The sequence below is a fragment of the Staphylococcus equorum genome, assembly GCF_029531845.1.
Taxonomy (GTDB): Bacteria; Bacillota; Bacilli; order Staphylococcales; family Staphylococcaceae; genus Staphylococcus; species Staphylococcus equorum_C.
Window position 1 is genome coordinate 160286 of the sequence record NZ_JAMBPV010000003.1, and the last position, 25298, is coordinate 185583.

At 34.4% G+C, this 25298-nt stretch carries 28 protein-coding genes; 9 read left to right on the plus strand and 19 right to left on the minus strand.

Annotated elements, in window-relative coordinates; genetic code table 11:
• Window positions 1-8 precede the first annotated feature (8 nt).
• On the minus strand, window positions 9-398 hold the full coding sequence (locus M4L39_RS05475) for a DUF5327 family protein (RefSeq protein ID WP_277581133.1): 390 nt from the start codon (window positions 396-398) through the stop codon (window positions 9-11).
• Window positions 399-400: 2 nt separating this feature from the next.
• The gene (locus tag M4L39_RS05480) at window positions 401-1057 is read right to left on the minus strand and encodes a uracil-DNA glycosylase (RefSeq protein ID WP_277581134.1); all 657 of its coding nucleotides are present in this window, start codon (window positions 1055-1057) and stop codon (window positions 401-403) included.
• A gap of 369 nt (window positions 1058-1426) precedes the next feature.
• Here M4L39_RS05480 and thiD point away from each other — a divergent pair, with 369 nt between their 5' ends.
• A complete protein-coding gene (gene thiD, locus M4L39_RS05485) occupies window positions 1427-2257 on the plus strand; it encodes a bifunctional hydroxymethylpyrimidine kinase/phosphomethylpyrimidine kinase (protein WP_277581135.1) in 831 nt (276 codons plus the stop codon).
• Window positions 2258-2334: 77 nt separating this feature from the next.
• On the opposite strand, the gene isaB is transcribed toward thiD, so the two are convergent.
• The gene (isaB, locus tag M4L39_RS05490) at window positions 2335-2844 is read right to left on the minus strand and encodes an immunodominant staphylococcal antigen IsaB family protein (protein WP_277581136.1); all 510 of its coding nucleotides are present in this window, start codon (window positions 2842-2844) and stop codon (window positions 2335-2337) included.
• A 272-nt stretch (window positions 2845-3116) separates the two neighbouring features.
• Here isaB and vraX point away from each other — a divergent pair, with 272 nt between their 5' ends.
• Window positions 3117-3287 (plus strand): C1q-binding complement inhibitor VraX, encoded by a 171-nt coding sequence (vraX, locus tag M4L39_RS05495; RefSeq protein ID WP_277581137.1) that lies wholly within the window; start codon window positions 3117-3119, stop codon window positions 3285-3287.
• Window positions 3288-3550: 263 nt separating this feature from the next.
• Here the strand turns inward: vraX and M4L39_RS05500 are convergent, their stop codons facing one another.
• The 11 genes from M4L39_RS05500 to hxlA all read right to left on the minus strand — a co-directional run bounded on the left by M4L39_RS05500 (window position 3551) and on the right by hxlA (window position 16200).
• Window positions 3551-3991, minus strand: coding sequence for an ASCH domain-containing protein (locus M4L39_RS05500; RefSeq protein ID WP_277581138.1), 441 nt, complete (start codon window positions 3989-3991; stop codon window positions 3551-3553).
• Between the two features lie 142 nt (window positions 3992-4133).
• A complete protein-coding gene (locus M4L39_RS05505) occupies window positions 4134-5546 on the minus strand; it encodes an MFS transporter (RefSeq protein ID WP_277581139.1) in 1413 nt (470 codons plus the stop codon).
• 172 nt (window positions 5547-5718) lie between these two features.
• Window positions 5719-5982, minus strand: coding sequence for a hypothetical protein (locus tag M4L39_RS05510; RefSeq protein ID WP_277581140.1), 264 nt, complete (start codon window positions 5980-5982; stop codon window positions 5719-5721).
• A 7-nt stretch (window positions 5983-5989) separates the two neighbouring features.
• Entirely contained in the window at window positions 5990-6346 is a 357-nt protein-coding gene (locus M4L39_RS05515) for a hypothetical protein (RefSeq protein WP_277581141.1), read from the minus strand.
• Window positions 6318-7460: a thiolase family protein gene (locus tag M4L39_RS05520; RefSeq protein ID WP_277581251.1), complete on the minus strand. Its 1143-nt coding sequence runs from the start codon at window positions 7458-7460 to the stop codon at window positions 6318-6320. Before M4L39_RS05520 ends, M4L39_RS05515 begins: the two co-directional genes overlap by 29 nt.
• Window positions 7460-8821 carry an AMP-binding protein gene (locus M4L39_RS05525; RefSeq protein WP_277581142.1) on the minus strand — a complete coding sequence of 454 codons (1362 nt, stop codon included), beginning with the start codon at window positions 8819-8821 and terminating at the stop codon, window positions 7460-7462. The genes M4L39_RS05520 and M4L39_RS05525 overlap by 1 nt, the downstream gene beginning before the upstream one ends.
• A 281-nt stretch (window positions 8822-9102) precedes the next feature.
• Complete coding sequence (locus tag M4L39_RS05530) at window positions 9103-10449, minus strand: alanine/glycine:cation symporter family protein (protein WP_277581143.1); 1347 nt, start codon at window positions 10447-10449, stop codon at window positions 9103-9105.
• 705 nt (window positions 10450-11154) lie between these two features.
• Window positions 11155-11784 carry a DUF1641 domain-containing protein gene (locus M4L39_RS05535; RefSeq protein WP_277581144.1) on the minus strand — a complete coding sequence of 210 codons (630 nt, stop codon included), beginning with the start codon at window positions 11782-11784 and terminating at the stop codon, window positions 11155-11157.
• Window positions 11784-14744 (minus strand): formate dehydrogenase subunit alpha, encoded by a 2961-nt coding sequence (gene fdhF / locus M4L39_RS05540; protein ID WP_277581145.1) that lies wholly within the window; start codon window positions 14742-14744, stop codon window positions 11784-11786. Before fdhF ends, M4L39_RS05535 begins: the two co-directional genes overlap by 1 nt.
• Before the next feature lie 273 nt (window positions 14745-15017).
• Window positions 15018-15566 (minus strand): 6-phospho-3-hexuloisomerase, encoded by a 549-nt coding sequence (hxlB, locus tag M4L39_RS05545; RefSeq protein WP_277581146.1) that lies wholly within the window; start codon window positions 15564-15566, stop codon window positions 15018-15020.
• Between the two features lies 1 nt (window position 15567).
• Complete coding sequence (hxlA, locus tag M4L39_RS05550) at window positions 15568-16200, minus strand: 3-hexulose-6-phosphate synthase (protein ID WP_198456261.1); 633 nt, start codon at window positions 16198-16200, stop codon at window positions 15568-15570.
• Between the two features lie 556 nt (window positions 16201-16756).
• Here hxlA and M4L39_RS05555 point away from each other — a divergent pair.
• The 5 genes from M4L39_RS05555 to M4L39_RS05575 all read left to right on the plus strand — a co-directional run bounded on the left by M4L39_RS05555 (window position 16757) and on the right by M4L39_RS05575 (window position 20212).
• On the plus strand, window positions 16757-17119 hold the full coding sequence (locus M4L39_RS05555) for a YojF family protein (RefSeq protein ID WP_162492976.1): 363 nt from the start codon (window positions 16757-16759) through the stop codon (window positions 17117-17119).
• 12 nt (window positions 17120-17131) lie between these two features.
• Window positions 17132-17797, plus strand: coding sequence for a bacillithiol biosynthesis deacetylase BshB2 (bshB2, locus tag M4L39_RS05560; RefSeq protein ID WP_277581147.1), 666 nt, complete (start codon window positions 17132-17134; stop codon window positions 17795-17797).
• Window positions 17798-17811: 14 nt separating this feature from the next.
• The gene (gene folE2, locus M4L39_RS05565) at window positions 17812-18690 is read left to right on the plus strand and encodes a GTP cyclohydrolase FolE2 (RefSeq protein ID WP_277581148.1); all 879 of its coding nucleotides are present in this window, start codon (window positions 17812-17814) and stop codon (window positions 18688-18690) included.
• A gap of 333 nt (window positions 18691-19023) precedes the next feature.
• On the plus strand, window positions 19024-19863 hold the full coding sequence (locus M4L39_RS05570; RefSeq protein ID WP_277581149.1) for a transcriptional regulator: 840 nt from the start codon (window positions 19024-19026) through the stop codon (window positions 19861-19863).
• Window positions 19864-19867: 4 nt separating this feature from the next.
• Window positions 19868-20212, plus strand: coding sequence for a transcriptional regulator, SarA/Rot family (locus tag M4L39_RS05575; protein WP_277581150.1), 345 nt, complete (start codon window positions 19868-19870; stop codon window positions 20210-20212).
• Between the two features lie 72 nt (window positions 20213-20284).
• Here M4L39_RS05575 and M4L39_RS05580 read toward each other — a convergent pair whose 3' ends face one another.
• The 3 genes from M4L39_RS05580 to tadA form a co-directional block, all read right to left on the minus strand.
• The gene (locus M4L39_RS05580) at window positions 20285-20851 is read right to left on the minus strand and encodes an NADPH-dependent FMN reductase (protein ID WP_277581151.1); all 567 of its coding nucleotides are present in this window, start codon (window positions 20849-20851) and stop codon (window positions 20285-20287) included.
• Between the two features lie 18 nt (window positions 20852-20869).
• Window positions 20870-21742: a Cof-type HAD-IIB family hydrolase gene (locus M4L39_RS05585; protein WP_277581252.1), complete on the minus strand. Its 873-nt coding sequence runs from the start codon at window positions 21740-21742 to the stop codon at window positions 20870-20872.
• 100 nt (window positions 21743-21842) lie between these two features.
• Complete coding sequence (gene tadA / locus M4L39_RS05590; protein ID WP_277581152.1) at window positions 21843-22334, minus strand: tRNA adenosine(34) deaminase TadA; 492 nt, start codon at window positions 22332-22334, stop codon at window positions 21843-21845.
• A gap of 62 nt (window positions 22335-22396) precedes the next feature.
• On the opposite strand from tadA, the gene M4L39_RS05595 reads away from it, so the two are divergent.
• Together M4L39_RS05595 and M4L39_RS05600 are read left to right on the plus strand one after the other, a co-directional pair.
• A complete protein-coding gene (locus M4L39_RS05595) occupies window positions 22397-23014 on the plus strand; it encodes a deoxynucleoside kinase (protein WP_277581153.1) in 618 nt (205 codons plus the stop codon).
• A complete protein-coding gene (locus M4L39_RS05600; protein WP_277581154.1) occupies window positions 23007-23669 on the plus strand; it encodes a deoxynucleoside kinase in 663 nt (220 codons plus the stop codon). Before M4L39_RS05595 ends, M4L39_RS05600 begins: the two co-directional genes overlap by 8 nt.
• A 410-nt stretch (window positions 23670-24079) precedes the next feature.
• On the opposite strand, the gene M4L39_RS05605 is transcribed toward M4L39_RS05600, so the two are convergent.
• Both M4L39_RS05605 and M4L39_RS05610 read right to left on the minus strand, forming a co-directional pair.
• Window positions 24080-24469, minus strand: coding sequence for a hypothetical protein (locus M4L39_RS05605; RefSeq protein WP_277581155.1), 390 nt, complete (start codon window positions 24467-24469; stop codon window positions 24080-24082).
• A 73-nt stretch (window positions 24470-24542) separates the two neighbouring features.
• Window positions 24543-25241 carry an HAD family hydrolase gene (locus M4L39_RS05610; protein ID WP_277581156.1) on the minus strand — a complete coding sequence of 233 codons (699 nt, stop codon included), beginning with the start codon at window positions 25239-25241 and terminating at the stop codon, window positions 24543-24545.
• Between the last annotated feature and the right edge of the window lie 57 nt (window positions 25242-25298).

Below are 25298 nucleotides of genomic sequence, written 5' to 3' on the forward strand. Positions count from 1 at the left end.
CTTCTTAATTAAAAATCAAATATTGAATCTCCATTACCTATTTCATCATCAGTAACCAACTTGTTAGATGTGAGTGACGTGTCGGAAACGCTATTTTGAGAAGCGGGTTGCGAGGTTTTACCGCCCATCGCTCTGATCTCTTCCGCAGACACACCTTGTTTTTCAGAAGTTGATTGCGGTTTTGAAGTACCATTACTTACTATAGTAGATGTTTGGAATGATGAAGAAACATCATACGTGTTATCTTTATAATTTTTATGATGATTTGTCGACCCGGTAACAAGTGAAGTCAATGTGTGAATCGCATAAATGTGCTTTTCAAATTCAGCATTATTATTTGCCTCATCTGCTGCTACCAATTCTTGCTCAATTAACTGTATAATCTTATCTTTTTCCATGTTTATGCCTCACCTTCACACCAATTCACTGGTGCTTTACCATTTTCTTGTAAATACGTATTTGCTTGAGAATATGGTTTTGAACCAAAGAAACCACGATAAGCAGATAAAGGACTTGGATGTGGAGACTTAATAATATGATGTTTCGACGTATCTATCAATTTAATTTTTTGTTGTGCAGGTTTTCCCCATAAAATAAACACAACATTTTCTAATTGTTCAGATACTGTTTTAATCACTTCATCTGTAAAAAGTTCCCAGCCAATGTCTTTATGAGAATGTGCTTCTCCTTGGCGGACAGTCAGAACTGTATTCAATAACAAAACACCTTCGCGCGCCCAATCCTGTAGATGTGGCGTTGTTCTTTCACAACCAATGTCATCTTTAAGTTCTTTATACATATTACGCAATGAAGGTGGAAACTTAGCATCTGGTTGTACTGAGAAAGCTAAGCCATGTGCTTGATTGGGCCCGTGATATGGATCTTGACCTAATATGACAACCTTTACCTGTTCAAATGGTGTTAAATCAAATGCTTGATAAACATTGTCTCTATCCGGATATACAATTTCTGTTGTATATTCTTTTTCTAAAAATTCGTGCATCGTACTAAAGTCTTGTCGCGTAGTAATTTCACGAAAAACATCTGACCATTCCATATTCCCTCTCACCTCAGTTAATATTTTAACATATTAGAACTACTTTCACGTGCAAGAAATTATGCGCGTGAATAAGTAGTTCTTATGCATGAGCTTCAGCTCAGGCGAACCATTATTTCTACTTTACATCCACAAGAATAGAACCACTTATGCAAGTGCATCAGCACTTGTAAACCTTTAAACCAGCTCAGGTAATCCTTTAAGTCATTTTAAAAATATTACAATTAACCCTATTTCACTTCATCGAAATAAAATTAATCTACATTATACAAAGTAGTTAAATATTGCTCGCTATTTAAAAGGTCATTATTTAGAATACTCGACAAACGTGGTATGATATGTACAAAAGAAATTTAGGAGTGAAGATTCATGGCATTGAAAAAGACATTAACGATTGCAGGTTCAGACACAAGCGCAGGCGCAGGTATGCAAGCAGATTTAAAAACATTTCAAGAGTTAGAGACATACGGTATTGTTGCCCTGACATCAATCGTAACAATGGATAAAGCGACATGGTCTCATGACGTAACGCCAATTCCATTTGATGTATTTGAGAAACAATTAGAGACAGCAATCTCAATCCAGCCAGATGCTGTGAAAACCGGTATGCTCGGTACACAAGAAATTATCAAACGTGCTGGTGAAGCATATGAAGAATCTGGTGCCGACTACTTTGTTGTTGATCCAGTGATGGTCTGTAAAGGCGAAAATGAAGTGTTAAATCCTGGCAATACTGATGCAATGATTGAACATTTATTACCTAAAGCAACTGTCGTAACACCAAATTTATTTGAAGCGGGGCAACTTGCAAATCTAGGTACTTTAAAATCAATAGATGATATGAAAAAAGCTGCTGAAATCATTCATAAACAAGGTGCGAAGCATGTCATTATTAAAGGTGGTAAAGCTTTAGATCAAGATAAATCTTATGACCTTTACTATGATGGTGAACATTTCTATCAATTAACTACTGATATGTTCCAACAAAGCTATAATCATGGTGCAGGCTGCACTTTTGCAGCTGCAACTACTGCGTATTTAGCAAACGGTAAAACACCTAAAGAAGCAGTTATTGCTGCCAAAGCTTTTGTAGCTTCTGCAATTAAAAATGGTTGGAAGATGAATGACTTTGTAGGACCTGTTGATCACGGTGCATATAACCGTGTTGAACACATTGATGTTGACGTTACAGAAGTTTAAAAGCAACGCCATCAATAAAATAAACCAAGCAGAAATTGAATATATTTCTGCTTGGTTTTTTGTATGTTAAATATGCTTTATGATACAGTCGCACTCGTTACATAGCCATCACTCATATGAAATACAATATAACCTTCACCTACTTCATACCCATATAAACCATCGGAGCTGTTTACTTTGTCCCCATGAAGCGGTGGTTGATATTTAAAGTTTTGTCCAAATTGCACTCTCATATCTTGTAAACTTACCGTATCTTCCGCTATATCAAATTCTACTGAATTAGCTTTATTACCATTTACTTTTTCAAATTTTTGATCATAAATTACTTTGCTCTCAGAACCTGAATCATATTTGCTATTCACTTTAATGTCATTAAAAGTAACATTGCCTGCTTTTAATCCATTATAAAAGGATTGATCTAATACAAAATCTCCACCTTTAGCTGTGTACCCTTGATAATCATAATAAGGCTGCGTCGTTTCTGCTTGCGCTTCACTTTGTGATATGTCTTGGTTAGCAATACTTAGTCCTACTGTAGTGCCAAATACGAGACTACACGCTACAAAAGTTTTTGCAATTTTTTTCATACATTATCACTCCAAGCTTGAATTTTAAAAGATGTTACATCTTAGTTACAATTTACACCACTTTTCAAAATAATTCAATTCTAACCCTTATACTTCACTCACCATTTTTACTATTAAATATAAATTTTCAAATATTCATTTTTACATACTTTTTACCTTTCAAATCATATACGACATAAGACCGAGACAAAGTTGATACTGAAGACTCATGTATTTTTCAAGAAAATCTATTAGTATATTAAGTGTAGAGAGACAAAGGAGGGAATCACAGCATGATTATCTACAAACAAGCTTTTGAAAATGGTAACCCAATATATGAAATTATCACTAAAACTTTCAAATCAATTTCTGTTAAATTTGATGAAAATTTCAGCATGAATGAATTATATAAGTTACTCTCTCTACTTGAAAGTGATGTTGATAATATGAAACTAACTTATTAATAACATTTACTTTACACCTTAGACTTTTCAAAATTTAGCTTTAAGAAGAATTCAGAAGAATATAGATGCAATTAACTCCCCTTTAGAAATTAGAAGTTTAAAAAGAATAAAGGCAACATAAGTTGTCCCCTTATGTTGCCTTTGAATAACACAACCCTATAAACACTCACCCTATGAGCGGTACATAGTTAGACAAAGATTGTCCCCTTTGTTGTGCTTGGAGAGAATACTCGAAGCAGTGCTAACTTATGTACCGCTCTTTTCTATACATACAATAACTTAAATTCTTCACACACCATGATTTTTGTTTCATCAAAAGGAATACCTAATTCAGCATAATATGATTCGAAAAATTCGATATGTGCTTGGCGCCAATATGCCAGTGACTTATCTCCTTCACCTTCAAGATATGCATGTTCTTCAGTAACATCATTAAATGGCGTTTGGTAAACACGTGTAGTTTCAATGATACATTGCGGGTTTCCTTTTTCATTTAATACAACGCTGATATCACCGACTTGTGGTAACGCTTCTTCCTCTACTTTATAAGACGATAATCCACTTGTCGTCGCAGTTTTTATACCCTTTTTCACTAAATCAGCTAATTCATCTTCGTCGACACCAAAAGACCAAGCATCAAATTGCATACCTTTATATTCAGGAAATGCTTCGATAAAAGATCTCCAATATGTTTCTACTGTCATAGTTATCCTCCTAGTATACTTGTTACTTTACTTATTATTGTACCGTACTCTTTTAAATTAACACAAAAAAACAATCGACAAAGTTTTCTAACCATGTCGATTGTTTTTGACCCGAATAAGCCGAACCTATAAATTCATTTTATTATACGCGTTTATCTTTAGCCCACCACATTGCTTTTTCAGGATTGTCTGCATAATATTCATATTCTTCGTCACTTTCAACATTTGGATAAGATCCTTTAAGCGATTTACCTGAAGTGCTTACATGTAATAGCGAAATGACGATAATACCAACAATACTCATCGCAGTTAAATAATAAGCAGGAGATAAGGGATCTCCTGTCTTCGCTACAAGGGCTGAAGCAATTAATGGTGTTGTCCCACCAAATAATGATACAGATACGTTAAACGTTACTGCTAATGTTCTATATCTAATATGAGTATAAAACATCGTCGGTAACGAGCCAGGCATTGTCGCTTCATATGTTGATAAGAAGAACCCTAGAATAAAGATACCAACAATAACATAGATAATTGAAGTTGACTGGAAAAGTGAAAAAGCGAATATACTCAATACGGCTGTACCAATTAATCCAATTAAGAATACTTTTTTCTCGCCAATTTTATCAGCAACTCTGCCAAACATTAATGCTAATGGAATCATTACAGCCATTACAAGTGTGATAATTACAGAAACTGTTGTACTATCGAGTTTAACAATTTGCTGTAAATAAGAAGGCATGTATGAAGTTACCATATAATTAGTACAATTAAAGAACGCCACTGCTACGAAACATACAATTATATCTTTATAATAATATCTAATAATAGTTAAGAAACCAATTGTATCTCTTTTTGATTTTGTCGCGATTTCATTTTCATAAACAGGTGATTCTTCTAATTTTCTTCTTAAATAGAAACCAAAAATACCTAAGAATAAACCTAAGATAAACGGAATTCTCCAACCCCATGAAGCCATTTGATCATCATTTAAAAAGAAAAATAGTAATCCGGTTATTACCGAGGCAGCAATATAACCCGATAACGTCCCTATTTCAAGTCCAGAACCAAGTGTATTTCGTTTTCTATCTGGAGAAGATTCTGCAACGTACACCATAGCACCTGCATATTCTCCACCTGTTGAAAATCCTTGTAACACTCTACCTAGTAATAGTAATATTGGAGCCCAAATACCAATTTGTTCATATGTAGGCAATAGGCCAATGAACAATGTCGAGAATGCCATCATAATAATGGTTGTGGTTAGCACTACTTTTCTACCGTATTTATCTCCAATAATGCCAAAGATAATACCGCCAACAGGTCGTAGTAGAAAGGCGATTGCAAATGTTGCAAATGTAAAAATTGTTTTGAGTTGATCATTTTCTACCGAACTGAAAAAGTTTTGTCCGAGTATTACTGCTAAATAAGAATACAACCCAAAATCAAACCATTCCATAGCATTACCGATACCTGTGGCAAACACTGTTTTTTTAGCCGTTTTAGGATTAACTTTATTTATCTTGCTTTCATCAAAATCTTTATCATAATCCATGAATGTCTCACTCCTTTTAACATGCTATATTATTATACGGAGTTAGTTTGCATTGTCAAATTGATATCTATTTATTACTTTTTATTTTTAATAATTTTTCGATAATTATTATATTCCATTTTAATTAACAATGCATAGTTACTTTCCTATATTCACAGATTAAATATCGCTTTTATATTTTAAATATAAAAATTTTAACATCACCACTTTGATTAGAAACAACCACTTTTTCATTTGTCACAGGTTCAATATCTAAAGTCTCATTTATTTCAACCGATGCTACGTATTTCACTTTGTAGGATGTCCATGCTAATTTTTTATTCGTGAGTGCAAGTTGCACAATCATTTGACCAGGTACTATCCTTTGATGCACTGGGTTTTGATCATGGATTAACTCCAAATAGTCATTCACTTGTTCTGCTGTTATTTGTATCATGCTATATCTACTCCAAAAATGTTTGTTTAATCGTAATATAGTTTTCACTATTTTTACTTATTTCTAATCTGAAAGTATATTTCATAAATTGTTTTATTTTCTTTTTCTCAGCAATATACATATGCGCAAGATACGTTTCATTCGTTTTAAGTGAATTTGATTGCTTAATTTCTGTTTCTTTCAGTAAAATATTACGACTTGCATGTTGTTGAAATAACTGAAATTGTGGCCATAACTTAGCACAGTATAAATGAGGTACTTTGTTTAAGGGATGTTGGTTGAAGTATTGATTATAAGCCATTACTTCGGCTTCATTAAATATAATTTCTTGCTCTTCATGTCCATCTTTTAAATAATAATGCATTGCCCATGCCCCCTCCTATTCCCATTGTAGCAATGGTTCTTTGATATGTTTCCATATAGAACAATCGCGTCACTAAGGCTGCGCCACTTGCACCATATGGGTGCCCCGTAGCGATTGATCCTCCATAAACATTTAATTTCGCAGCAGATAATCCCAACATTTCTTGGCTTGCTAACACTTGTGATGCAAAGGCCTCATTCAATTCAACAGCATCAATTTCATCAATAGTATAATGGTTTTTTTCTAATAATCGTTTCACTGCTGGTGCAGGACCAATACCTAATACATTCGGGTCTACGCCTACAGTTAAACCATCAGTAAATGCTAATCCCGTAGTAAAACCATATGCTTTAGCAGTTTCTTTTTCCATAATCATTAATAACGCTGCCCCATCATTTTTCATACAGCAATTTCCTGCAGTAACTGTCCCTTCAGGTATGAGTGGCTTCAAACGATTCAGAGTCCGTTCAGTTAGCTTGGGTTTAATACTTTCATCTTGTTGAAACGTTTCTCCCTTAACTTGAAATGGAATTATTTCTCGGGAAATGATTTGATTTTCATATGCAACCATCGTTTTTTGATGGCTCATCCATGCATAATAATCTTGTGCCGTTCTTGAAATGTTGTAAGTTTGAGCTACATTTTCAGCTGCTTCAATCATAGATGGGTCTTGTCTCTCAGGAGCAAACGATGCACGTTCAAAAAACTCTGGTAATTGCGTATCATAAACAGATTGAGGGCGTTTTATTTTCCAAGGTGAACGGCTCGTACTTTCTACACCTCCTGCCATATAAATCGTACCTGCTCCTGCTTGTATCATACGACAAGCTTGTAAAACTGCTTCTAAACCTGAGCCGCACTGTCTATCGATGGTTACGCCAGGAATATTTTGGCTCAATCCAGCTTCGAGTAAGGACTTTCTTGCTAAATTACCTCCATTGCCTACGACATTACCGAGAATAACGTCATCTATATTTGACATCACCTGTGGGGATGTTTCTTTGAAATATGTAAATAATGGCTTTATGAGATATTCTGGCTCTACATGTTTAACCTTGCCTCCAAATTTGCCAAATGCTGTACGTTTTGCCGCAACAATCACCGCTTCTTTCATCATTTAAACTCTCCTCCTAAGTAACGTTCCTTCATTTGTCTACGAGCAATTTTCCCACTTTCTGTATAATGCATTTTGTCTATTTTAATTAATTTAGATGGTATTTGATATCTTGCCAAATGTACGGATAAAAAACTTTTTAAAGACTGGTAAGACACATCTTGTGTGCCTGTATAAAGTAGTACTGCAATTTCACCAAACTTCGAATGTGGTTCACTCACTATGCACACTTCATTAAAATAGTCATACGCTTGTAATACACTTTCAAGTTCAGACGGATAAACATTTCGGCCACCAATAATCATGCGGTCACTCTGCCGTCCGTACAAATAGAGATATCCGTTATGATCAAGTGAAGCAAAATCACCAATTTCTATCCATTCACTCTGTGAAACATCACGATTTGCATAACCACTAAATACCATATTACTTTTAATATGTAACACGCCCACACCTTGTCCATCTTGAGATGCCAAATTTATTTTCACATTTGGAAAAGGTAAACCGACAGAATTATATGGGGCTTCATTATTGTAGTTATAACTTATGAAGCTTGCTTCAGATGTGCCAAAGAACTCTATTAATATAGTTTGTGGCATATATCTTTGCACTTTATTTCTTGTATCTGGAGGTAATTTGTCACCTGTAGAAAAAATATAGCGCACTTGATTCATTTTAATATTTTCAGCCAAACATGATGTTAACATCGTTGGTACTAAAAACATGGCGGTCATTTTAGATACTTTTTCAATCGTTTGTAATAACAATGACGCATCAAATTGACCTTGTCCGATAAATGTTCTACCACTATATAACGCATAAATGCATGCATATAAAGACAGTGAATGAGATAAAGGACCAGGTGCAACTAGTATATTAACCGGTTCTTCTAATAGTTTTTCGTTTTCTTTATAAGAATATAACCATGATTTTTCATTACGATAATAAGCTTTTGGTAAGCCCGTCGTTCCTGAAGTAAAACCAATATGTAACAAATCATCATGCCACTTCAATTGATTATCTTTAATGTCTTTAATTATTACTTCTTTTTCATCATTAATTACATAAGAAATTCCATAATGCTCTAGCAATACGTCTATCTGGCTTTGTGACCATTGAAAGTCTAATATGCATGGAATACAATTGCGCCTTAACAATGCACAGTAATATATGATTGTTTCCAGTGGGTCTTTCATGACGAGTGCTACAAATTGATAACTAGGAATATTCGTTAAATCTTCTACCACTAATTCGATTTTTATTTTCAACTGTTTATAATTGCACTTTAAATCATCAAATTGCAATGCCCAACGTTGCGGCTGTTCTTGTGCGTATTGATTAATTTTTGCTAATATTTCCATTTTCATGTCATCCTTTAAATTGTAAACTTTTATATGAATCATATTAACATTTATTGTAGTAGTTTATCTTTAGAGAATCACTGATAAATTTTATTCGTGGCGATTCATAGCATCTTAATCCCAATTCTATTTAGAATTCGATAATACTTTCAATTCAAATCCCATTAACTTAATTAATTTCTCAACAATAAAAAATTCAAACCCAATTATAGCGAAATCTGCATACCAAAAATCCCCCACTGCATTTTATAGTGGGGGATTTTCTATTAACATAGAGAAATTTATTTGTAATTTTTAAAGAAATCTATGGTTAATGATTTTACTTTTGGCGAAAGTATGAGGACAGCGATAACGTTAGGTATAAGCACAATTGCGAGTGCTAAATCTAATAAATCCCACAGTTGTGTTGCTGCTCCTAAAGCACCTACGACTAATGATAATACGTAGACGACTTTCATAATCCAAGCACCTGTTAATCCAAATAAGAATTCTGCCATTCTAGAGCCGTAAAAGATTACGACGATAACCGTTGAAAACACGAAAAATAACATTGATATCGATACACTCATACTGCCAAATTGTCCAAAAGCATCTTCAAATGCTCTGGCTGTGAGTGCTGCAGATTGTGATTTGGCATCATCTGCTTTCCATACGCCAGAAACAAGCACAACGAAAGCAGTCGTACTGCACACGACAAGCGTATCAACTACAATTTCGCTGACGCTCCAAAAAGCCTGACGTACAGGATGATCCGTTTTAGCAGCTGCATGGGCAATAGGTGACGTACCAAGACCTGCTTCATTAGAGTATATACCTCGCGCAAACCCCCAACGGATTGTAGTTGCGAGCGCTGCACCGAATGTTCCACCTAATGCTGCACTAGGATTAAAAGCTTGTTCAACAACAAGTGCAATGACATGCGGCACTTGAGTGATATTCATAATAATAATGGTAAACCCTAAGAAACAATATAAACCCACCATGATTGGTACAATCTTCTCAGCAAATGATGCAATACGTTGAATACCACCAAACACGACTAATGCTGCAAGAATAGCTAAAACAACGCCAGTTACACCCATATTTATATTGAATGTATCATGAACAGTACTCGCTGCCGAATGACCCTGCACCATAATACTGGGTATAAGCTCTATCATAAGCGCAAAAGCGAAGATGGTAGAGAAAATGGCTCCTAATTTTTTGTTTTTAAAACCCTTCTTCATATAATATGTAGGTCCACCAACAAATTCGCCTTTTTTGTTTTTTTCACGATAATGTACACCGAGTACGTTTTCACTAAATTTTAAAGCCATGCCTAGAAAAGCAATTACCATCATCCAAAAGACAGCACCAGGACCGCCCATCATAATAGCAGTAGGCACCCCAACAATATTCGCAGCGCCTATCGTAGATGATAACGCCGAAGTCAGTGCTTGCCTCGGTGTGATTGTACCTTCGCCTTCTGGTTTTTTATTGATACTTCCAAAGGTCTGCTTCATCATATAAAAGAAATGTCTAAATTGAATAAATTTCAAGTTTATTGTTAAATATAAACTTGCAACTAATAATAAAGTAACTAAAGGAAATCCCCAAAGCCAATCTGAAAAAGCAACGATTTTTTCCATTACATCTCCCCTTTAATAATGTATTAAAATCAAATTGTCATAGATTTGCGTAAAAACAGTCTAAAGGTAACTAAACTATTTTTTTATAGTATCCCCTATTTGTTTTATTTCTAATCATTAGTTACCCTTTTAAAATTCACTTATAGATTCTAATTAAGCCTTTTTATAATTTTTAAATTTATTATTTTTAATATTAAAATAAATTGTAGTATTAAATAATTATTACTATACACGTTGTTATCAATGACTTATTTAACATAGCTATAACGTTTACGCTTTAGATATGTTTGATTAGAAATTCAGCATAAGGGAAAAGGTAATATGCAACAAATTTTTATCACGCATATCTATTGTGCTTTTTTGAAAATAAAAACTCGTCAAAAACGAACTTAGTGCATTGTAATTGATATAAAAACCATTAAACAGTTAGGATGATTAAAATGAAGAAACTTTTAACTATTAACATCATAGCTTCACTTGCAATAATCACTTTTATAACATGCAAACAATGTTTAGATATGACAAAAGAAAATAGTATGGAAGATCATAATCGAGTTCATTTAGATTAATTTTAAAATGCAAAAATAAAGAGAGAGAAAAACGTATCATTTAGTCTTTCTCTCTCTTATATATTGTTAACAGAGCCTAAATGCTTTGTCGGCATTTTTGTACTAAATAAAACATCACCTTTTATACATGAAATCCTTACTTTTTCATAAATAGTAATGGAATTAATCCTCCAATTGCTGCAACTGATAGGACAACCCATTTTGATGAAGATGGTTTCCCACTATTTTTTTGCTGTTCTCGCTGATGTCTTTCTTCATCTTTTTCTAATTGTGATGTAGATTTTTTCTCATCGCTTACATCTACCCCAAGTCCTTTAACAATTCTAAGCACTACATTTGTACCTTCAATCACTTGAGGATCTCTTAACGCAGATATCAGACTTAGATATCCTCCATGACCTTTGCCATGTTCAAATTTACCTGCGTTTTCAATTCCTTTATTAAATTTGAGTACTATAGGTTCTAGCTCTTCCATATCTATTGTACCTAGTAACTGCACAATCATAAGCATATTTTTCATAGATTTTGAAGCATCTGTTTCTTGCACTGACATTACTAGTCGGTGAATAATATCTTCACTCTGACCAAGACCAGCATCCATCATTTCGAGAAGTTTATGATCTTTCATTTTTTCCAATATAGAAAACAAGTCCTCTAAACTATCTTTATGTTCCAGTAGTTGTTGTTCTAGTTCTTTCACTTCTTGTTCATGCTTAATTTCAGGGTCGATTTCTTGCTTATAAATGATTTTCGTTGCTTTAGCCATTATTTATTTACCCTCTTTTCTTTTACGACATCTCCAGGGAATTTATAATCACTACGTGCCCATTTTTCTTTAACGTTTACACCAATTTGTGGTTGTGGATTACCATAACGGTGATTTTTTGTAGTTAATGGACTTTCACCTTCTGGTTTTAATATGTCCATTTTCACTGAAACTTCTTTATAAGCTGGTGTATCAGTATCTTTATCAGCATGTGAGCTTGTTAAATGGTTAATCGCACCTTCTCCGTTCGTGTTCATAGGAAGATAAAGTTGATTTCCTGTTACTCTTTCAGTAACAATACAGTCGACCTTCACTTTGCCATAAGGTGACATTAAACGAACTTTAGTGCCATCCTCGATCCCACGTTCTTTCGCTAGTTCAGGTGAAACTTCAAGGAAGACGTTCGGTGTTTTTCCAGTGATTGCTTCAGATTTATATGTCATATTGCCCTCATGGAAATGTTCTAATAAACGACCATTATTAACATGTAGATCATATTCATTACCGAAATCCAGTGGTTTAGTCCACTCTACTGGCCAAAGTTTCGCTTTACCTTCCGGCAGTGGAAATTCTTTTTCAAATAGGCGTGGCGTATCTGCCCCATCTGCAGCTACTGGCCATTGAAGACTATTGTACCCATCTAAACGGTTATAACTTACACCTGCAAAAAGAGGTGTTAGAGATGCCGCTTCATCCATGATTTCGCTTGGATGTGCATAATCCCAATTTGCGTCTAAACGGTTGGCAATTTCTGTAATAATTTGCCAGTCTGGTTTAGATTCTCCTAATGGTTCCAATGCTTTATAAATACGTTGGAAACGACGTTCTGTATTAACAAATGTTCCATCTTTTTCAAGACTCGGACTTGCTGGTAATATTACATCAGCATATTCACAAGTTTTAGAGAAGAATATATCTTGCACTACAAAGAAATCTAATTTTTCAAAAGCCTTTTGTACATAGTTAATGTTCGAATCAACGATGCCCATATCTTCGCCTTTGATATAGACAATATCGAGTTCGCCTTCATGAATTGCATCTACCATTTCATGATTATTTAAACCTGATCTTGTAGGGATTTTTGTTCCCCAGTTTTCTTCAAAGCGATGACGTACTTCATCATCAGATACAAATTGATAACCAGGGAAACGGTCTGGCATACTACCAAAGTCACTGGCACCTTGCACATTATTATGACCTCTAAGTGGGTATGCGCCCGCACCTTGCTTCATATAGTTACCAGTAATGAGCAACAGATTAGAAATTGCTGTACTTGTATCACTACCACCGCCATGTTGTGTAACACCCATCGCCCATAAAATAGAAGTAGACTCTGCTTCATGTATTGAATGGGCTATATCAATTAACGTTTCTTGTGACATGCCTGTGGCTTCTTCCGCATACTCAAGCGTATATTGTTCCAAGCTATCCATATATTCATCAACATCATTAACATGCTGTTCAAGAAAAGCATCATCTTGCCAATCTTGGTCAATAATATATTTTGTTACTGCTGACAACCATACTAAATCACTGCCTGGTGCTGGTTGTACAAATAAGTCTGCGCGTTCGGCAAGTTCGTGTTTGCGTAAATCTGCTACGATAACTTTTTGATCGTGTAATTTTTGAGCACGCTTAATACGTGTGGCTAAAACAGGATGTGATTCAGCAGTATTAGAGCCTATTGAAATGATAAGTTCAGCTTCAGCAATATCTTCATTAATTCCACCAGAATCACCGCCGTACCCTACTGTACGCCATAAGCCCATTGTCGCCGGAGACTGACAATATCTTGAGCAATTATCAATGTTATTTGTACCCACTACGCCCCGCGCAAGTTTTTGCATTAAGTAAGATTCTTCATTTGTACACTTGGAAGATGAGATGAAAGCTAACGCATCTGCACCTTTTTGGGCAATCTTCGCTTTGAATTTGTCTTCAATTAAGTTCAATGCTTCTTCCCATTCTGCTTCTCTAAATGAGTCACCTTCACGAATGAGTGGTTTTTCAAGACGTTCCTCACTATTTACGAAATCCCATCCAAACTTCCCTTTTACACATGTAGATACACCATTTGCTGGCGCATCTATAGACGGTTCAACTTTTAGAATTTCACGGTCCTTCGTCCATACGTCAAATGAACATCCCACACCACAATAGGTACAGACTGTTTTTGTTTTTTCAATACGCTGTTCTCTCATTTGTGCTTCAACATCTGAAACAGTCATTAATGAACCGTATCCTGTTTCAACTTCTTTTGTCGCCTCTACTAATGGCCTGAAATTTTTCTCTGCCATACTTGTAAGGAAACCTGCTTCTCCTTCCATATCTACTTCCATCATTGCATTACAAGGACACACTGTTGAACAATGTCCACAGTTAACGCATGATGACTCATCAATCGTCGTATCATTATCCCAAATGACACGTGGTCTTTCTAAGGTCCAGTCAATTAATAAAGTTTCATTGACCTGTAGATCCTGACAAGCTTCTACACATCTTCCACAAAGAATACATTGATCTGGATCATAGCGGTAAAATGCATTTCGCTGAACCTCAGAACCTTTAGTTGTGTGTGGCGTCTCTTGGTGTTCAATTTTCATCTGTTTAACTGTATTATGTATTTCACAGTTACCGTTGTTAAAATCACATACTGTACAATAAAGTTCATGGTTGCCTAAAACTCGGTCCAATGCAATAAGTTGTGCCTCATGGACTTCATTATCTTTAGTTTCAATGACGTCCCCTGGTTTTAATTCTGTCGAACACGCACGTTCAAATTCACCATTCACTTTGACGATACAAGCATCACAAGTTTCAATTGCACCGAGACTTGGGTGATAACAAAGACTCGGCAGTTCAACATCATTTCTTTCTAAATAACTACGTACTGTTTCCGGTGCTTCAACCCGCTTTATCTCATCATTCAACATAAAATCAAAAGCCATTGATATAGACATTAACATCGCCCCTTTTTACCCAATTTATTACCTTTTTCCCTAGGTTATAGAATTAAAACTTTTTATATAAAAAAGCAATAAATAATAAAAGGATTAACTTAATTATTCGATTAATATAAGGTTGATAAAACCTGCCGTAACCAAGTTAATTAAACTCTATATCTGAAAAGTAAAATTTATATACATGATTTTTAGCATAATAAAAAGGCTTCTGTTAATTTTACACAGAAGCCTTTAATATTGTTCAATGATGTTGTTTTATTTAAATTATGGTTATTCCAAATTTGCGTGGTTTTGTTGCATTGCTTCTTCATCAACTTTTAACTCAGTCATTAAATCTAAAACAATACTATCTAAAAACACTTGTGTTGCTTGTTCAAATAGGCTACCTAATGGTTGTGCTGAACCTTCAGCATCATATTTCGTCCCAGCTGGCAACTCAATCACTGCATTGGCAAGTTCACCAATGGCTGATGCTGGTTTTGTCGACAATAATACGACTTCTGCACCTACAGATTTAGCTTTATCTGCTAATAATCTTAAATGCTCTGTCGAACCTGACCCAGAGATGACAACAAACAAGTCCTTTTCAGTAATAGACGGCGTCGTAGACTCACCCACAACATGCGCATATTTGCCTAATTGATTTAAACGCATTGCAAAACTATTTGCTACAAAGCCCGAACGACCTTTGCCTGCAACAAATATTTGATTCGCTTCAACCACTTGTGTTAAAAACGCTTTTGCTTCACTCTCTTTAACGTGCGATAGTGTATGGTCTAATTCATCTAATATTAAGCGATAATTTGTAATTTCAGTCATATTATCTGCCTTCAATCGCGTCTCTACATTGTTTAGCAGCTTCAACTGGATCGTCTGCGTTAGCAATACCGCCACCAACAACAACTAAGTCTGGTTCTTCTGCTACAACCTCTTTAATTGTATCTGGTTTAATACCACCAATAACAGCTACTTTTGAGTTAGAGATAACTGATTTAACTTTACGTAAACTTTCTAAAGGAGATTGACCTTCAGCTTGTAAGTCATAACCAGTATGCACAGCGATATAGTCTGCGCCTAAATCATCTAATTCTTTAGCACGTTTTTCTAAATCTTGTACTGCAATCATATCTACTAATAATTCTTTACCACTTTTATGTGCTTCTTCAACTGCTGCTTTAATTGATGCATCTTCTGCAACGCCTAAAATTGTTACTACGTCTGCACCAAATTTAACTGCTTGGCTTACTTCGTAGTCTGCAGCATCCATAATTTTTAAATCTGCAAGTACTTTTACGCCTTCTATATTATCGTTTAAATATTGAACCGCTGGTAAACCTTCATTAATAACGATTGGTGTACCAATTTCTACGATATCTACATAATCTTTAACTTTATTCGCAAGTTCTGTAGCTTCCTCTTTATTCAATAAATCAATTGCTAGTTGTAATTCCAAAATGATCATCCCTTCTTGAATTAAATTATAGAGCCACCGTTGTGACTTAACTTACTATATAATGTTGCACTTAAGCTATTTACCCTTAGTTTCATATATTAAACTAGTAAAATAACACGACAAATACCCGTACATCCTCTACATAAAATGAATATACCCGTTAATACCTATGTTAATTCTATGTTTTATTGTTAAAACTACAGTCATAATAAATTAATTATTATGCAAATTATATATAAATGTTATTACACTTATGCATTATACTTCTTTTATATATTTTTAACAGGAATTGGATTCCAGCCCTATTTCACTATTAAGTTGAGACTTTTTACTATAAATTGAGCAGAGTGATACATTTCTGTTGTGGTTTTTAGTAGAATGAAGAGATAATCAAAATATAAAATACAATTCTTAGATATAAATTCACTTTTCTGGTAGAAAATATATACGAGTCGGTTTACACTAAAGTATAGACTTATATCATCGAAAACTATTCTGTTAAGTAATTATAAATAATTGCATTTTGTAATGTTGGGTTTGGAAGCAAGGAGGCAAAATTTTGGAACAAATAAACAATGAGGAAGTACAAGCATTACTTTCTTCATATGAGCATAAACCTGTATACTTACATGTTGAAACAACAAATGGCGCATATGCTGCTCACTTTGACCAACGTGTATTTAATGCAGGAACTTTTTTAAGAAATATTCAAGTGACCTACGAGCACGCTCAACTTAAAGGTGGCAACAAAGATCCTTTCCGTGTCGGTCTTAAACTGAAAGATAGCGGTTGGGTCTATGTCCAAGGGTTAACACATTATGAAGTGAATGAGAATGGTGAGTTTCTTCTAGCAGGGTTTAACTATGAAGGTCAATTAGCTGCTGCTTTAGAAATTAGTACTCAACCGTTCAAAGCATAAGGAGGGCGTATCATGGCAGAGGAAAGCCAAGTATTAGTAATTTTTCCACATCCAGATGATGAATCGTTCTCATCTGCAGGCACATTAGCACGCTATATCGATAATGGAGTTCCAGTCACGTACGCATGTTTGACACTCGGACAAATGGGACGCAATCTAGGCAATCCACCTTTTGCTACGCGTGAGACATTACCAGATATTCGTGAAAAAGAATTAGAAAAAGCAATGGAAGCAATAGGCATAACTGATTTACGTAAAATGGGTTTACGAGATAAAACTGTAGAGTTCGAACCACACGATGAAATGGATGCAATGGTTAAAACCCTAATTGATGAATTACAACCATCTGTTATTATTTCTTTCTATCCACAGTTTGCTGTTCATCCTGACCATGAAGCTACTGCAGAAGCAGTTGTGAGAACAGTTGGTCGTATGCCAGAATCTGAAAGACCACGTTTACAGCTTGTAGCATTTAGTAATGACGCACATGAAAAATTAGGTGCGCCAGACATTCTAAATGAGATCAGTGATTATAAAGAGGTTAAACTACGTACATTTGAAGCACATGCATCTCAAACAGGTCCATTCTTAGAGTCACTTGCAACACCTGACGTACCTGGAGAAGCACACAGTTTCTTAGAAGTAGAACCTTATTGGACTTATAACTTTGAATCTTAAGTGGAGGCAATAGCATGACAGAATTTGACTTATCTACTAGAGAAGGCAGATGGAAGCACTTTGGTTCCGTTGACCCTATCGAAGGTACGAAACCAACTAAAAAAGAAAATATGAAAGACTTACAAAGTACGCATAAAGATTTCTTATTTGAAATCGAAGAGGTAGGCATAAAAAACCTAGTTTACCCAGTACTTGTAGATCGTTTCCAAACTGCTGGAAACTTTAGTTTTTCAACAAGTTTAAACCAAGACGAAAAAGGCATTAATATGAGCCGTATATTAGAAAGTGTCGAAAAGCATTATGATAATGGTATCGAACTAGACTTTGACGCACTTTATCAATTATTACGTAGCTTACAAGTTAGCATGGAACAAAACGCTGCTGGTTTAGATGTCTCAGCTAAGTGGTTCTTCGACCGTTACAGCCCAGTCACTCAAATTAAAGCTATCGGTCATGCCGATGTAACTTATGGTTTAGCGATTGATAAAGATGACGTAACACGTAAAGAGATTACAATCCAAGCTGCGGTCACTACACTATGTCCTTGTTCAAAAGAGATTAGTGAATACTCAGCACACAACCAACGTGGTATTATCACTGTAAAAGCTTATCTAAGTAAAGATGTTGATTTAATAAGTGATTATAAAGAAATAATTCTAGATGCAATGGAAGCTAATGCAAGCTCTATTTTATATCCTATTTTAAAACGTCCTGATGAAAAAAGCGTTACAGAACACGCTTATGAAAATCCAAGATTTGTAGAAGACCTTATCCGTCTTATCGCTGCAGATTTAGTAGGATTCGAGTGGCTTGATGGTTTTGAAATAGAATGTCGCAATGAAGAATCTATTCACCAACATGATGCTTTCGCCAAATTAAAATATCAAAAATAGTTAAGCACAATTTAACTCATACGCTTTATTTATTATAAGAGTACTAATAGATATTTATTAGTACTCTTTTTTTGTTCATAATTTGAATATATCTAGTTAATGTTATTTCTATTTTCTACATTACTTATTTGACGTTATGTTTTTAATTATTAAAAAGTAAAATTTTAAGGGTTACTATTAAATTATTTACTCTAAAATTTAAAGTCCCATATTAATTTTAAAATAATGTCTATCAAGAGTTAAATTTTGTTGATGTTCTATATACACTTTTCATATTAAAATTATTATTATAGAGGACATACTCCTTAGTCTATAGGTGTGGTGAAATAAATAATGGATTATGGTTTAAAGATATATAATAATAAAACATCCAATTTCAAATGTTTACGTACTAACCATTTTTTAAATATCTACTTAGTTTTCGAGGGAGAAATTACAATAATTAAAAATAACGATTTTCAACATTACCGTGCTGGAGACATCTTTTATATTCAAGACTATGAATGTATTAATGATATCAACTTCGAAGGCACGCTATTATGTCTATCTATAAATAATTACTATTATTATAAACTTTCGAATAAGTATGTTCAAAAAAAGAATAATATAATGGGTAATGATAAACCCGATTTGAAAGCACATTATAGCGACGTCATCTTATCTATTTTAAATAAATCAATTATTTCAGATATAGAACGAAAATTATTATTTCTAATTGAAGCGATCTATCTTAATAACATTGATACAATACCCCACTCTAAATCTGAACGAAATTTTAAAAATGTATTGATTAAAGACGTAATTCTATATATTAATAACAATTGTGAAAGAAAGTTAATTTGTCAGGACATTGCGCACCATTTTTTTGTGAATAACAGCTTTTTATCGCGTGAATTTTCAGCACTTATGTGTTGTACTTTATCAAACTACATCATTGCTTTAAAAATTCACTTTTCAGCATGTGCCTTATTAAATGGTTGTGCTTTAGATTTTGTTTGGCGACAGTATCATTTTCGTTCACTCAAGGATTATATACATTACTTTCAAGAAATCAGAGGTGTAAGCCCCTATGAATTTAAATACAAGCAACCTGTTATAGAAGGCATTCAAAATAGATGTGCACCCATTATTCAAAAACAAATAAACATTCAAAAAAATAACTTAACGTGGTGATGACATGAATATGATAACGTACGAAGAAAAGAGAAAATTAATTAAAAAAGTAGTGAAACAAAATTTGAATCTTACATTTACTGAAATAGTTATATTGGATAAATTACTTTTTATTAACAAAGAAAGTATTGAAGCGGTTGAACTCAAAAGGCTGTTGTATAGTCAACACACACCAATTTCAATACAAATCAACAATCTTATTGAGCTGGGTCTATTAAAAAAATCTAGAGATACATATGATGAGCGCTGCATTCATTTACATGATATCGACCTACCCAAGATAAAGTCTATTCTAGAACAATATCATACAATTGTAGCTTCTATTTTAAAACCATCAACCCCAAAATAGCATACATAAAAATAACTGTTAGATTCCTATGTAGAAACCTAACAGTTATTTAGTATATTTTAATCATTTAACCTATTTTAAATGTTCGTAAGGACTATTTTTAACAAAAGAAATGATTTGATCTACAAATAATCTAGCGCGTAATTGGAATTCTTCATTATCTAAATATAATGTACCATCGTCTAATTTTTTATAATCTGTATCATGCGTGGCAATTTGTGTTGGTACTGCAATACCTAATAATGTACGTACAATTAAACGTAAATGTGATAGCGGTTCTGAACTTACAATGCCACCACTATTACCAATAAGGCCTACAGGTTTCATTTTGAAATCGTCCATAGTTAAGTGATCTAAAGCATTTTTCAAAATACCAGAGTATGAACCATGATAATTCGGAGTTCCTAAAACGAAAAAGTCCGCTTCTCTTGCTTTAGATTGTAATGTACTTAAATTATTTTTATATGTTTCACTTGGACTAGAAGCTCCTGAAACATCGAGTTGATGAATTGGATTTTCTGCTAGATCAAAAATTTCAACTTCAAATTCATGTTCTTCAAAATGCCCTTTTAAATATTGGGATAGTGCTGTTGTGTGTGAACCTATTTTCGCACTCCCTACAATGATTAAACCTTTCATAATACACTTCTCCTCATACTAAATTTCATTATTTTCTTTGAGCAATTTGATAATCGCTTTTCCGACACCACTTTGCTCATTTGTATCTGTTGAATACTTGGATACTGCTTTTACTTCAGGTGTTGCGTTATCCATTGCTACAGAGTAACCTACACGCTCTAACATAGAAATATCATTCATGTTATCACCAATTGCCATAACATTTTCCATATCTATATTAAGACGCTCTGCAATCGTTTCTAACGCTATACCTTTTTGTGCATCTGAGTGTGTAATTTCAATATTACCTCTTGAGGAAGAAGAAATCGCAAGACTTTCTGATTGCGCCAGTTTCTCACTTGCACGGTCAATCTTTTCTAAATCACTATCAAAAGCAAGGATTTTCATGACGATTTCCCCAGGTGTATCTTCAATCTTGTCATAATTATCTACAACTTTTAAAGTACCATTATCAATTCGTTTTTGAATACCAGCTTTAATTTTTTCTACATCTGCTTTTTGACCAGCACGTTCTGCAATATCTATATATATTTCTAAATCACGCTGAGGATTTTCAGTGTAGATACCTAAGTTTGTATAAACTTGATAATAAATATCTTCCTTATTCATCTCTGTTGTGATTCTATTAATTAACTCACGATTCAATTTAGATGTACTCATGATATTAAAAGATTCATCTCTTACTTCTGCACCATTCAAACAAATGTAAGGTACTTTCAAATCTGTTTGATTCACAGGTGAATTCGCTTCATAAAAAGCACGCCCTGTAGCTATAACTACTGTTATGCCTTGCGACTGTGCATATTGAATTGCTTTAATATTCTCTTCTGATATCTCATGTGCCGCATTTAATAATGTACCATCCATATCTGTTGCAATTAACTTTATCATTAATTTACCTCGTTTCCTTCTATGATCGATAACACAATCTTGATTACACATCATTCTCATTTGCCACAAATTTGTAACACATTCATATTCTACCAAATCTTTAGTCATTTGTATTATCGTCTGTTCGTATGATTTTTTTATTTTTTCTTAAATTTTTAAAAAATGTTTTTAATAAACAGCTACACGCTTCCTCCAATACACCTGTTTGAACCGTTGCCCGGTGATTAAATCTTGGTTCTTGTAACAGGTCCATTAGACTGCCTGCACAGCCTCCTTTTGGATCTTTAGCTCCATAAATCACATGCGGGATACGGCTCATTACAATCGTTCCAGCACACATCACGCATGGTTCTAGCGTGACATAAAGTCGGCAGTTTTCTAAACGCCAACTACCAACGACAGCAGCAGCTTTTTGAATTGCAAGGTGTTCCGCGTGAGCAGTCGGATCTTGTGATGATTCTCGCAAATTGTGTGCTCTGGCAATCACTTCATTATCTTGAACGATAACAGCACCAATAGGTACTTCACCAATATCCCCTGCTTTTTTAGCTTCTTCAATCGCAATTTTCATATAATTTTGGTCAGTTGTCATGTGTCTTACACCTCACATATGGTACAATATTTATTGTCTATTTTAACATTGGAGCGGTAAATATGAAAAAACAATTTATTGCTGTTGAAGGCCCGATTGGTGTCGGAAAGTCTTCTTTAGCGCACAAACTTAGTCAAACTTACAATTACTATGAAGAAAAAGAAATTGTAAATGAAAATCCTTTTTTATCAGATTTCTATGAAGATATTTCTAAATGGAGTTTCCAAACAGAAATGTTCTTTTTATGTAATCGTTACAAACAATTCCAGGATCTTGTTTCAAATGAAAGTGGTATCGTTAGTGATTATCACATTTATAAAAATAAAATTTTCGCACATAATACCTTAACGGGTGCCGAATACAGTAAATTCTCAAGAATTTATGATATTTTAACTGAAGATCTAGAAATGCCTAATATCATCATCTTTTTAGATGCAGAATTAGAAACCTTAAAAGCACGTATAGCACAACGTAACCGCAGTTTTGAACATCAAATTGAGGATAATTACCTACTTAATTTAAAGCGTGATTATAATGCCTATTACAATTCGTTAAAAGCTGACGGAGAGCGCGTAATTCGCATCGACACGACGCACCTTGATTTCGTTAAACACAATGATGATTATAATTATATTTTAGAATTAGTGAAACCACTGATTGGAGGACAATTGCATGAATAAATATGGTATCCCTCAAGATGCTGTGATTACTATCGCTGGTACTGTAGGCGTAGGAAAATCAACATTAACTAAAGCTTTAGCCGAACGTTTGAATTTTAGAACTTCATTTGAAAACGTCGACCATAACCCTTACCTCGATAAGTTTTACAACGACTTTGAACGTTGGAGTTTCCACTTGCAAATTTATTTCTTAGCTGAACGTTTTAAAGAACAAAAACGCATGTTTGAATATGGCGGTGGTTTCATTCAAGATCGCTCGATTTACGAAGATGTCGACATTTTCGCAAAAATGCATGAAGAACAAGGTACAATGAGCCCAGAAGACTTTGAAACATATTCTGAATTATTCAATGCTATGGTCATGACACCTTATTTCCCTAAACCAGATGTACTGATTTATTTGGAATGTGATTATGATGAAGTCCTTGATCGCATTAAACAACGTGGTCGTCAGATGGAAATGGAAACTGACCCAGAATATTGGCAAAAACTGTTCAAACGTTACGACGACTGGATCAGTGAATTTAATGCATGTCCTGTTGTACGTGTGAATATTAATGAATATGACTTACATGATGATCCAGACTCATTAAACCCAGTTATTGATAAGATTCGTCATATCATTGAAACACATCGTAAAGTGGATCAACGCTAATACAAATACAAAAGGAGTGTCAACAGAGTCTGCGACTTTGTTGGCATTTTTTTGCACGTTTTCCTAAAGTAAAACTTCGATTTTTCTATATATTTCATACTCGCTTGCCTAGGACACGGTCTCAGCCTGTAGTCTTCGACTCGTGTTGTTTCCTCAGGCGTCTCGTATGAAATCAAGTTAGGAATGCTAAAACGATTATAGCGCAAGTCAATTTTATATATCCAACACTCGCTAGATATGATAAAACCTCTTCTTGTAGTCTTGTACTGGTGTTATATTAACTAGTCAGGAATTGGCCCAAAGTACTGACATTATTTAAAGAAATATTGTCTAAAGGAAAAGCAGCTATAAAAAAGAATGGAGTGAGGCATTTATATGTCCCACTCCTTTTTCACTATTATGACAATGTACTATTCAATATGTCTGCGATAGATAATTTTCTCTATTTCCTCTTCTGACACATACTTACTATAGTAATGTTCATCCGTCTGATCTAATCCAAATGTGCTCGCTTTGTCTTGATCTTCTGTCCCAATATAAAGCTGTTGTTCTGTATCTTGGTATAAATCAAAAACGGCGCCTTCATACCTCGCTTCTTGAAATAACGCATAAAGCTCATCTACATCATCTCTCGCGATATGTTTAAAATATAATGTATGCGCTGATTGATTTGCTGTTTGTGCTTCAAAACCACGTTCCAATGCCTTTTCGTCTTCTGTTGCCAGTACCAATTCATTACCAACAATATCAACTACTTTATAAGTTTCACCTTGATAATCTGCGTATTTTCCATCAATCATTCAATCACCTCAAAGTTTATAATAAAGAAAAAGTCATAATATACGATACGTATATTATGACATAATTTGTGAACTACGCATATTGATTTAATATTCCTAGAACGTCATTCGCATTATCTACAACATGGTCAGCTTTATCAAATTCTTGTTCTAAACCTACACCTGTTAGTACAGCAATTGTAAGGCCTAATTTAGCATTTACACCTGTTTGTATATCATTCGCAGTATCACCCACGATGGTTACATCTTGTGGTGACACGTCATAATGGTTAAACAAGGGGTTAAGTACTTCTGGATTAGGTTTTTCAACTGCATTGGCTTCGGTAGATATCACTACATCAAAGAAATGATCAAAACCAGTTACTTCTAAAAATTGTTCCACGCCTTTTTTAGAATCACTTGTTACTATCCCCATTTTATAACCTTGATTTTGTAGCGTCTCCAACGTTTCATAAATGCCTTCTACCAGAACATTTTCTGGCACTCTATTATCAACAAGTGTTTGGCTTCTCTTTTGAGCCCACTTAGAAACGTCCTGACCAGCAATACCACATAACGCTTTGACCATTTCTTCTAAAGCGCCTGAAGCCATTATTGTGCCAGGTTGAATTTCTCCATCTACGACACCTAAATGCTTATATGCTGCGTCTATATCATGGATATCGTCCTTATATGCTTCCATGAAATCGTCGACGAGTTGCAAGCCAATCTTCATCCAACTACCGTCAAAATATATTAACGTGCCATCTTTATCAAATAAAATCCATTTCATCGCTTGAACAGCTCCTATGTATTAACTTCATACTAAATTATATCGCACTTTATTTTA

Coding starts and splice junctions, on each gene's coding strand:
- tadA (WP_277581152.1), bottom strand. CDS start 22,334: ATGACAACTGACCAAAATTATATGAAAATTGCGATTGAAGAAGCTAAA.
- M4L39_RS05520 (WP_277581251.1), bottom strand. CDS start 7,460: ATGAAAGAAGCGGTGATTGTTGCGGCAAAACGTACAGCATTTGGCAAA.
- M4L39_RS05525 (WP_277581142.1), bottom strand. CDS start 8,821: ATGGAAATATTAGCAAAAATTAATCAATACGCACAAGAACAGCCGCAA.
- M4L39_RS05580 (WP_277581151.1), bottom strand. CDS start 20,851: ATGAAAGGTTTAATCATTGTAGGGAGTGCGAAAATAGGTTCACACACA.
- M4L39_RS05575 (WP_277581150.1), top strand. CDS start 19,868: ATGAATATGATAACGTACGAAGAAAAGAGAAAATTAATTAAAAAAGTA.
- M4L39_RS05530 (WP_277581143.1), bottom strand. CDS start 10,449: ATGGAAAAAATCGTTGCTTTTTCAGATTGGCTTTGGGGATTTCCTTTA.
- M4L39_RS05475 (WP_277581133.1), bottom strand. CDS start 398: ATGGAAAAAGATAAGATTATACAGTTAATTGAGCAAGAATTGGTAGCA.
- M4L39_RS05505 (WP_277581139.1), bottom strand. CDS start 5,546: ATGGATTATGATAAAGATTTTGATGAAAGCAAGATAAATAAAGTTAAT.
- vraX (WP_277581137.1), top strand. CDS start 3,117: ATGATTATCTACAAACAAGCTTTTGAAAATGGTAACCCAATATATGAA.
- M4L39_RS05605 (WP_277581155.1), bottom strand. CDS start 24,469: ATGATTGATGGAAAATACGCAGATTATCAAGGTGAAACTTATAAAGTA.
- fdhF (WP_277581145.1), bottom strand. CDS start 14,744: ATGTCTATATCAATGGCTTTTGATTTTATGTTGAATGATGAGATAAAG.
- M4L39_RS05595 (WP_277581153.1), top strand. CDS start 22,397: ATGAAAAAACAATTTATTGCTGTTGAAGGCCCGATTGGTGTCGGAAAG.
- M4L39_RS05480 (WP_277581134.1), bottom strand. CDS start 1,057: ATGGAATGGTCAGATGTTTTTCGTGAAATTACTACGCGACAAGACTTT.
- M4L39_RS05570 (WP_277581149.1), top strand. CDS start 19,024: ATGGATTATGGTTTAAAGATATATAATAATAAAACATCCAATTTCAAA.
- M4L39_RS05515 (WP_277581141.1), bottom strand. CDS start 6,346: ATGCATTATTATTTAAAAGATGGACATGAAGAGCAAGAAATTATATTT.
- M4L39_RS05600 (WP_277581154.1), top strand. CDS start 23,007: ATGAATAAATATGGTATCCCTCAAGATGCTGTGATTACTATCGCTGGT.
- hxlB (WP_277581146.1), bottom strand. CDS start 15,566: ATGACTGAAATTACAAATTATCGCTTAATATTAGATGAATTAGACCAT.
- isaB (WP_277581136.1), bottom strand. CDS start 2,844: ATGAAAAAAATTGCAAAAACTTTTGTAGCGTGTAGTCTCGTATTTGGC.
- folE2 (WP_277581148.1), top strand. CDS start 17,812: ATGACAGAATTTGACTTATCTACTAGAGAAGGCAGATGGAAGCACTTT.
- thiD (WP_277581135.1), top strand. CDS start 1,427: ATGGCATTGAAAAAGACATTAACGATTGCAGGTTCAGACACAAGCGCA.
- M4L39_RS05510 (WP_277581140.1), bottom strand. CDS start 5,982: ATGATACAAATAACAGCAGAACAAGTGAATGACTATTTGGAGTTAATC.
- bshB2 (WP_277581147.1), top strand. CDS start 17,132: ATGGCAGAGGAAAGCCAAGTATTAGTAATTTTTCCACATCCAGATGAT.
- M4L39_RS05535 (WP_277581144.1), bottom strand. CDS start 11,784: ATGGCTAAAGCAACGAAAATCATTTATAAGCAAGAAATCGACCCTGAA.
- M4L39_RS05500 (WP_277581138.1), bottom strand. CDS start 3,991: ATGACAGTAGAAACATATTGGAGATCTTTTATCGAAGCATTTCCTGAA.
- M4L39_RS05610 (WP_277581156.1), bottom strand. CDS start 25,241: ATGAAATGGATTTTATTTGATAAAGATGGCACGTTAATATATTTTGAC.
- M4L39_RS05585 (WP_277581252.1), bottom strand. CDS start 21,742: ATGATAAAGTTAATTGCAACAGATATGGATGGTACATTATTAAATGCG.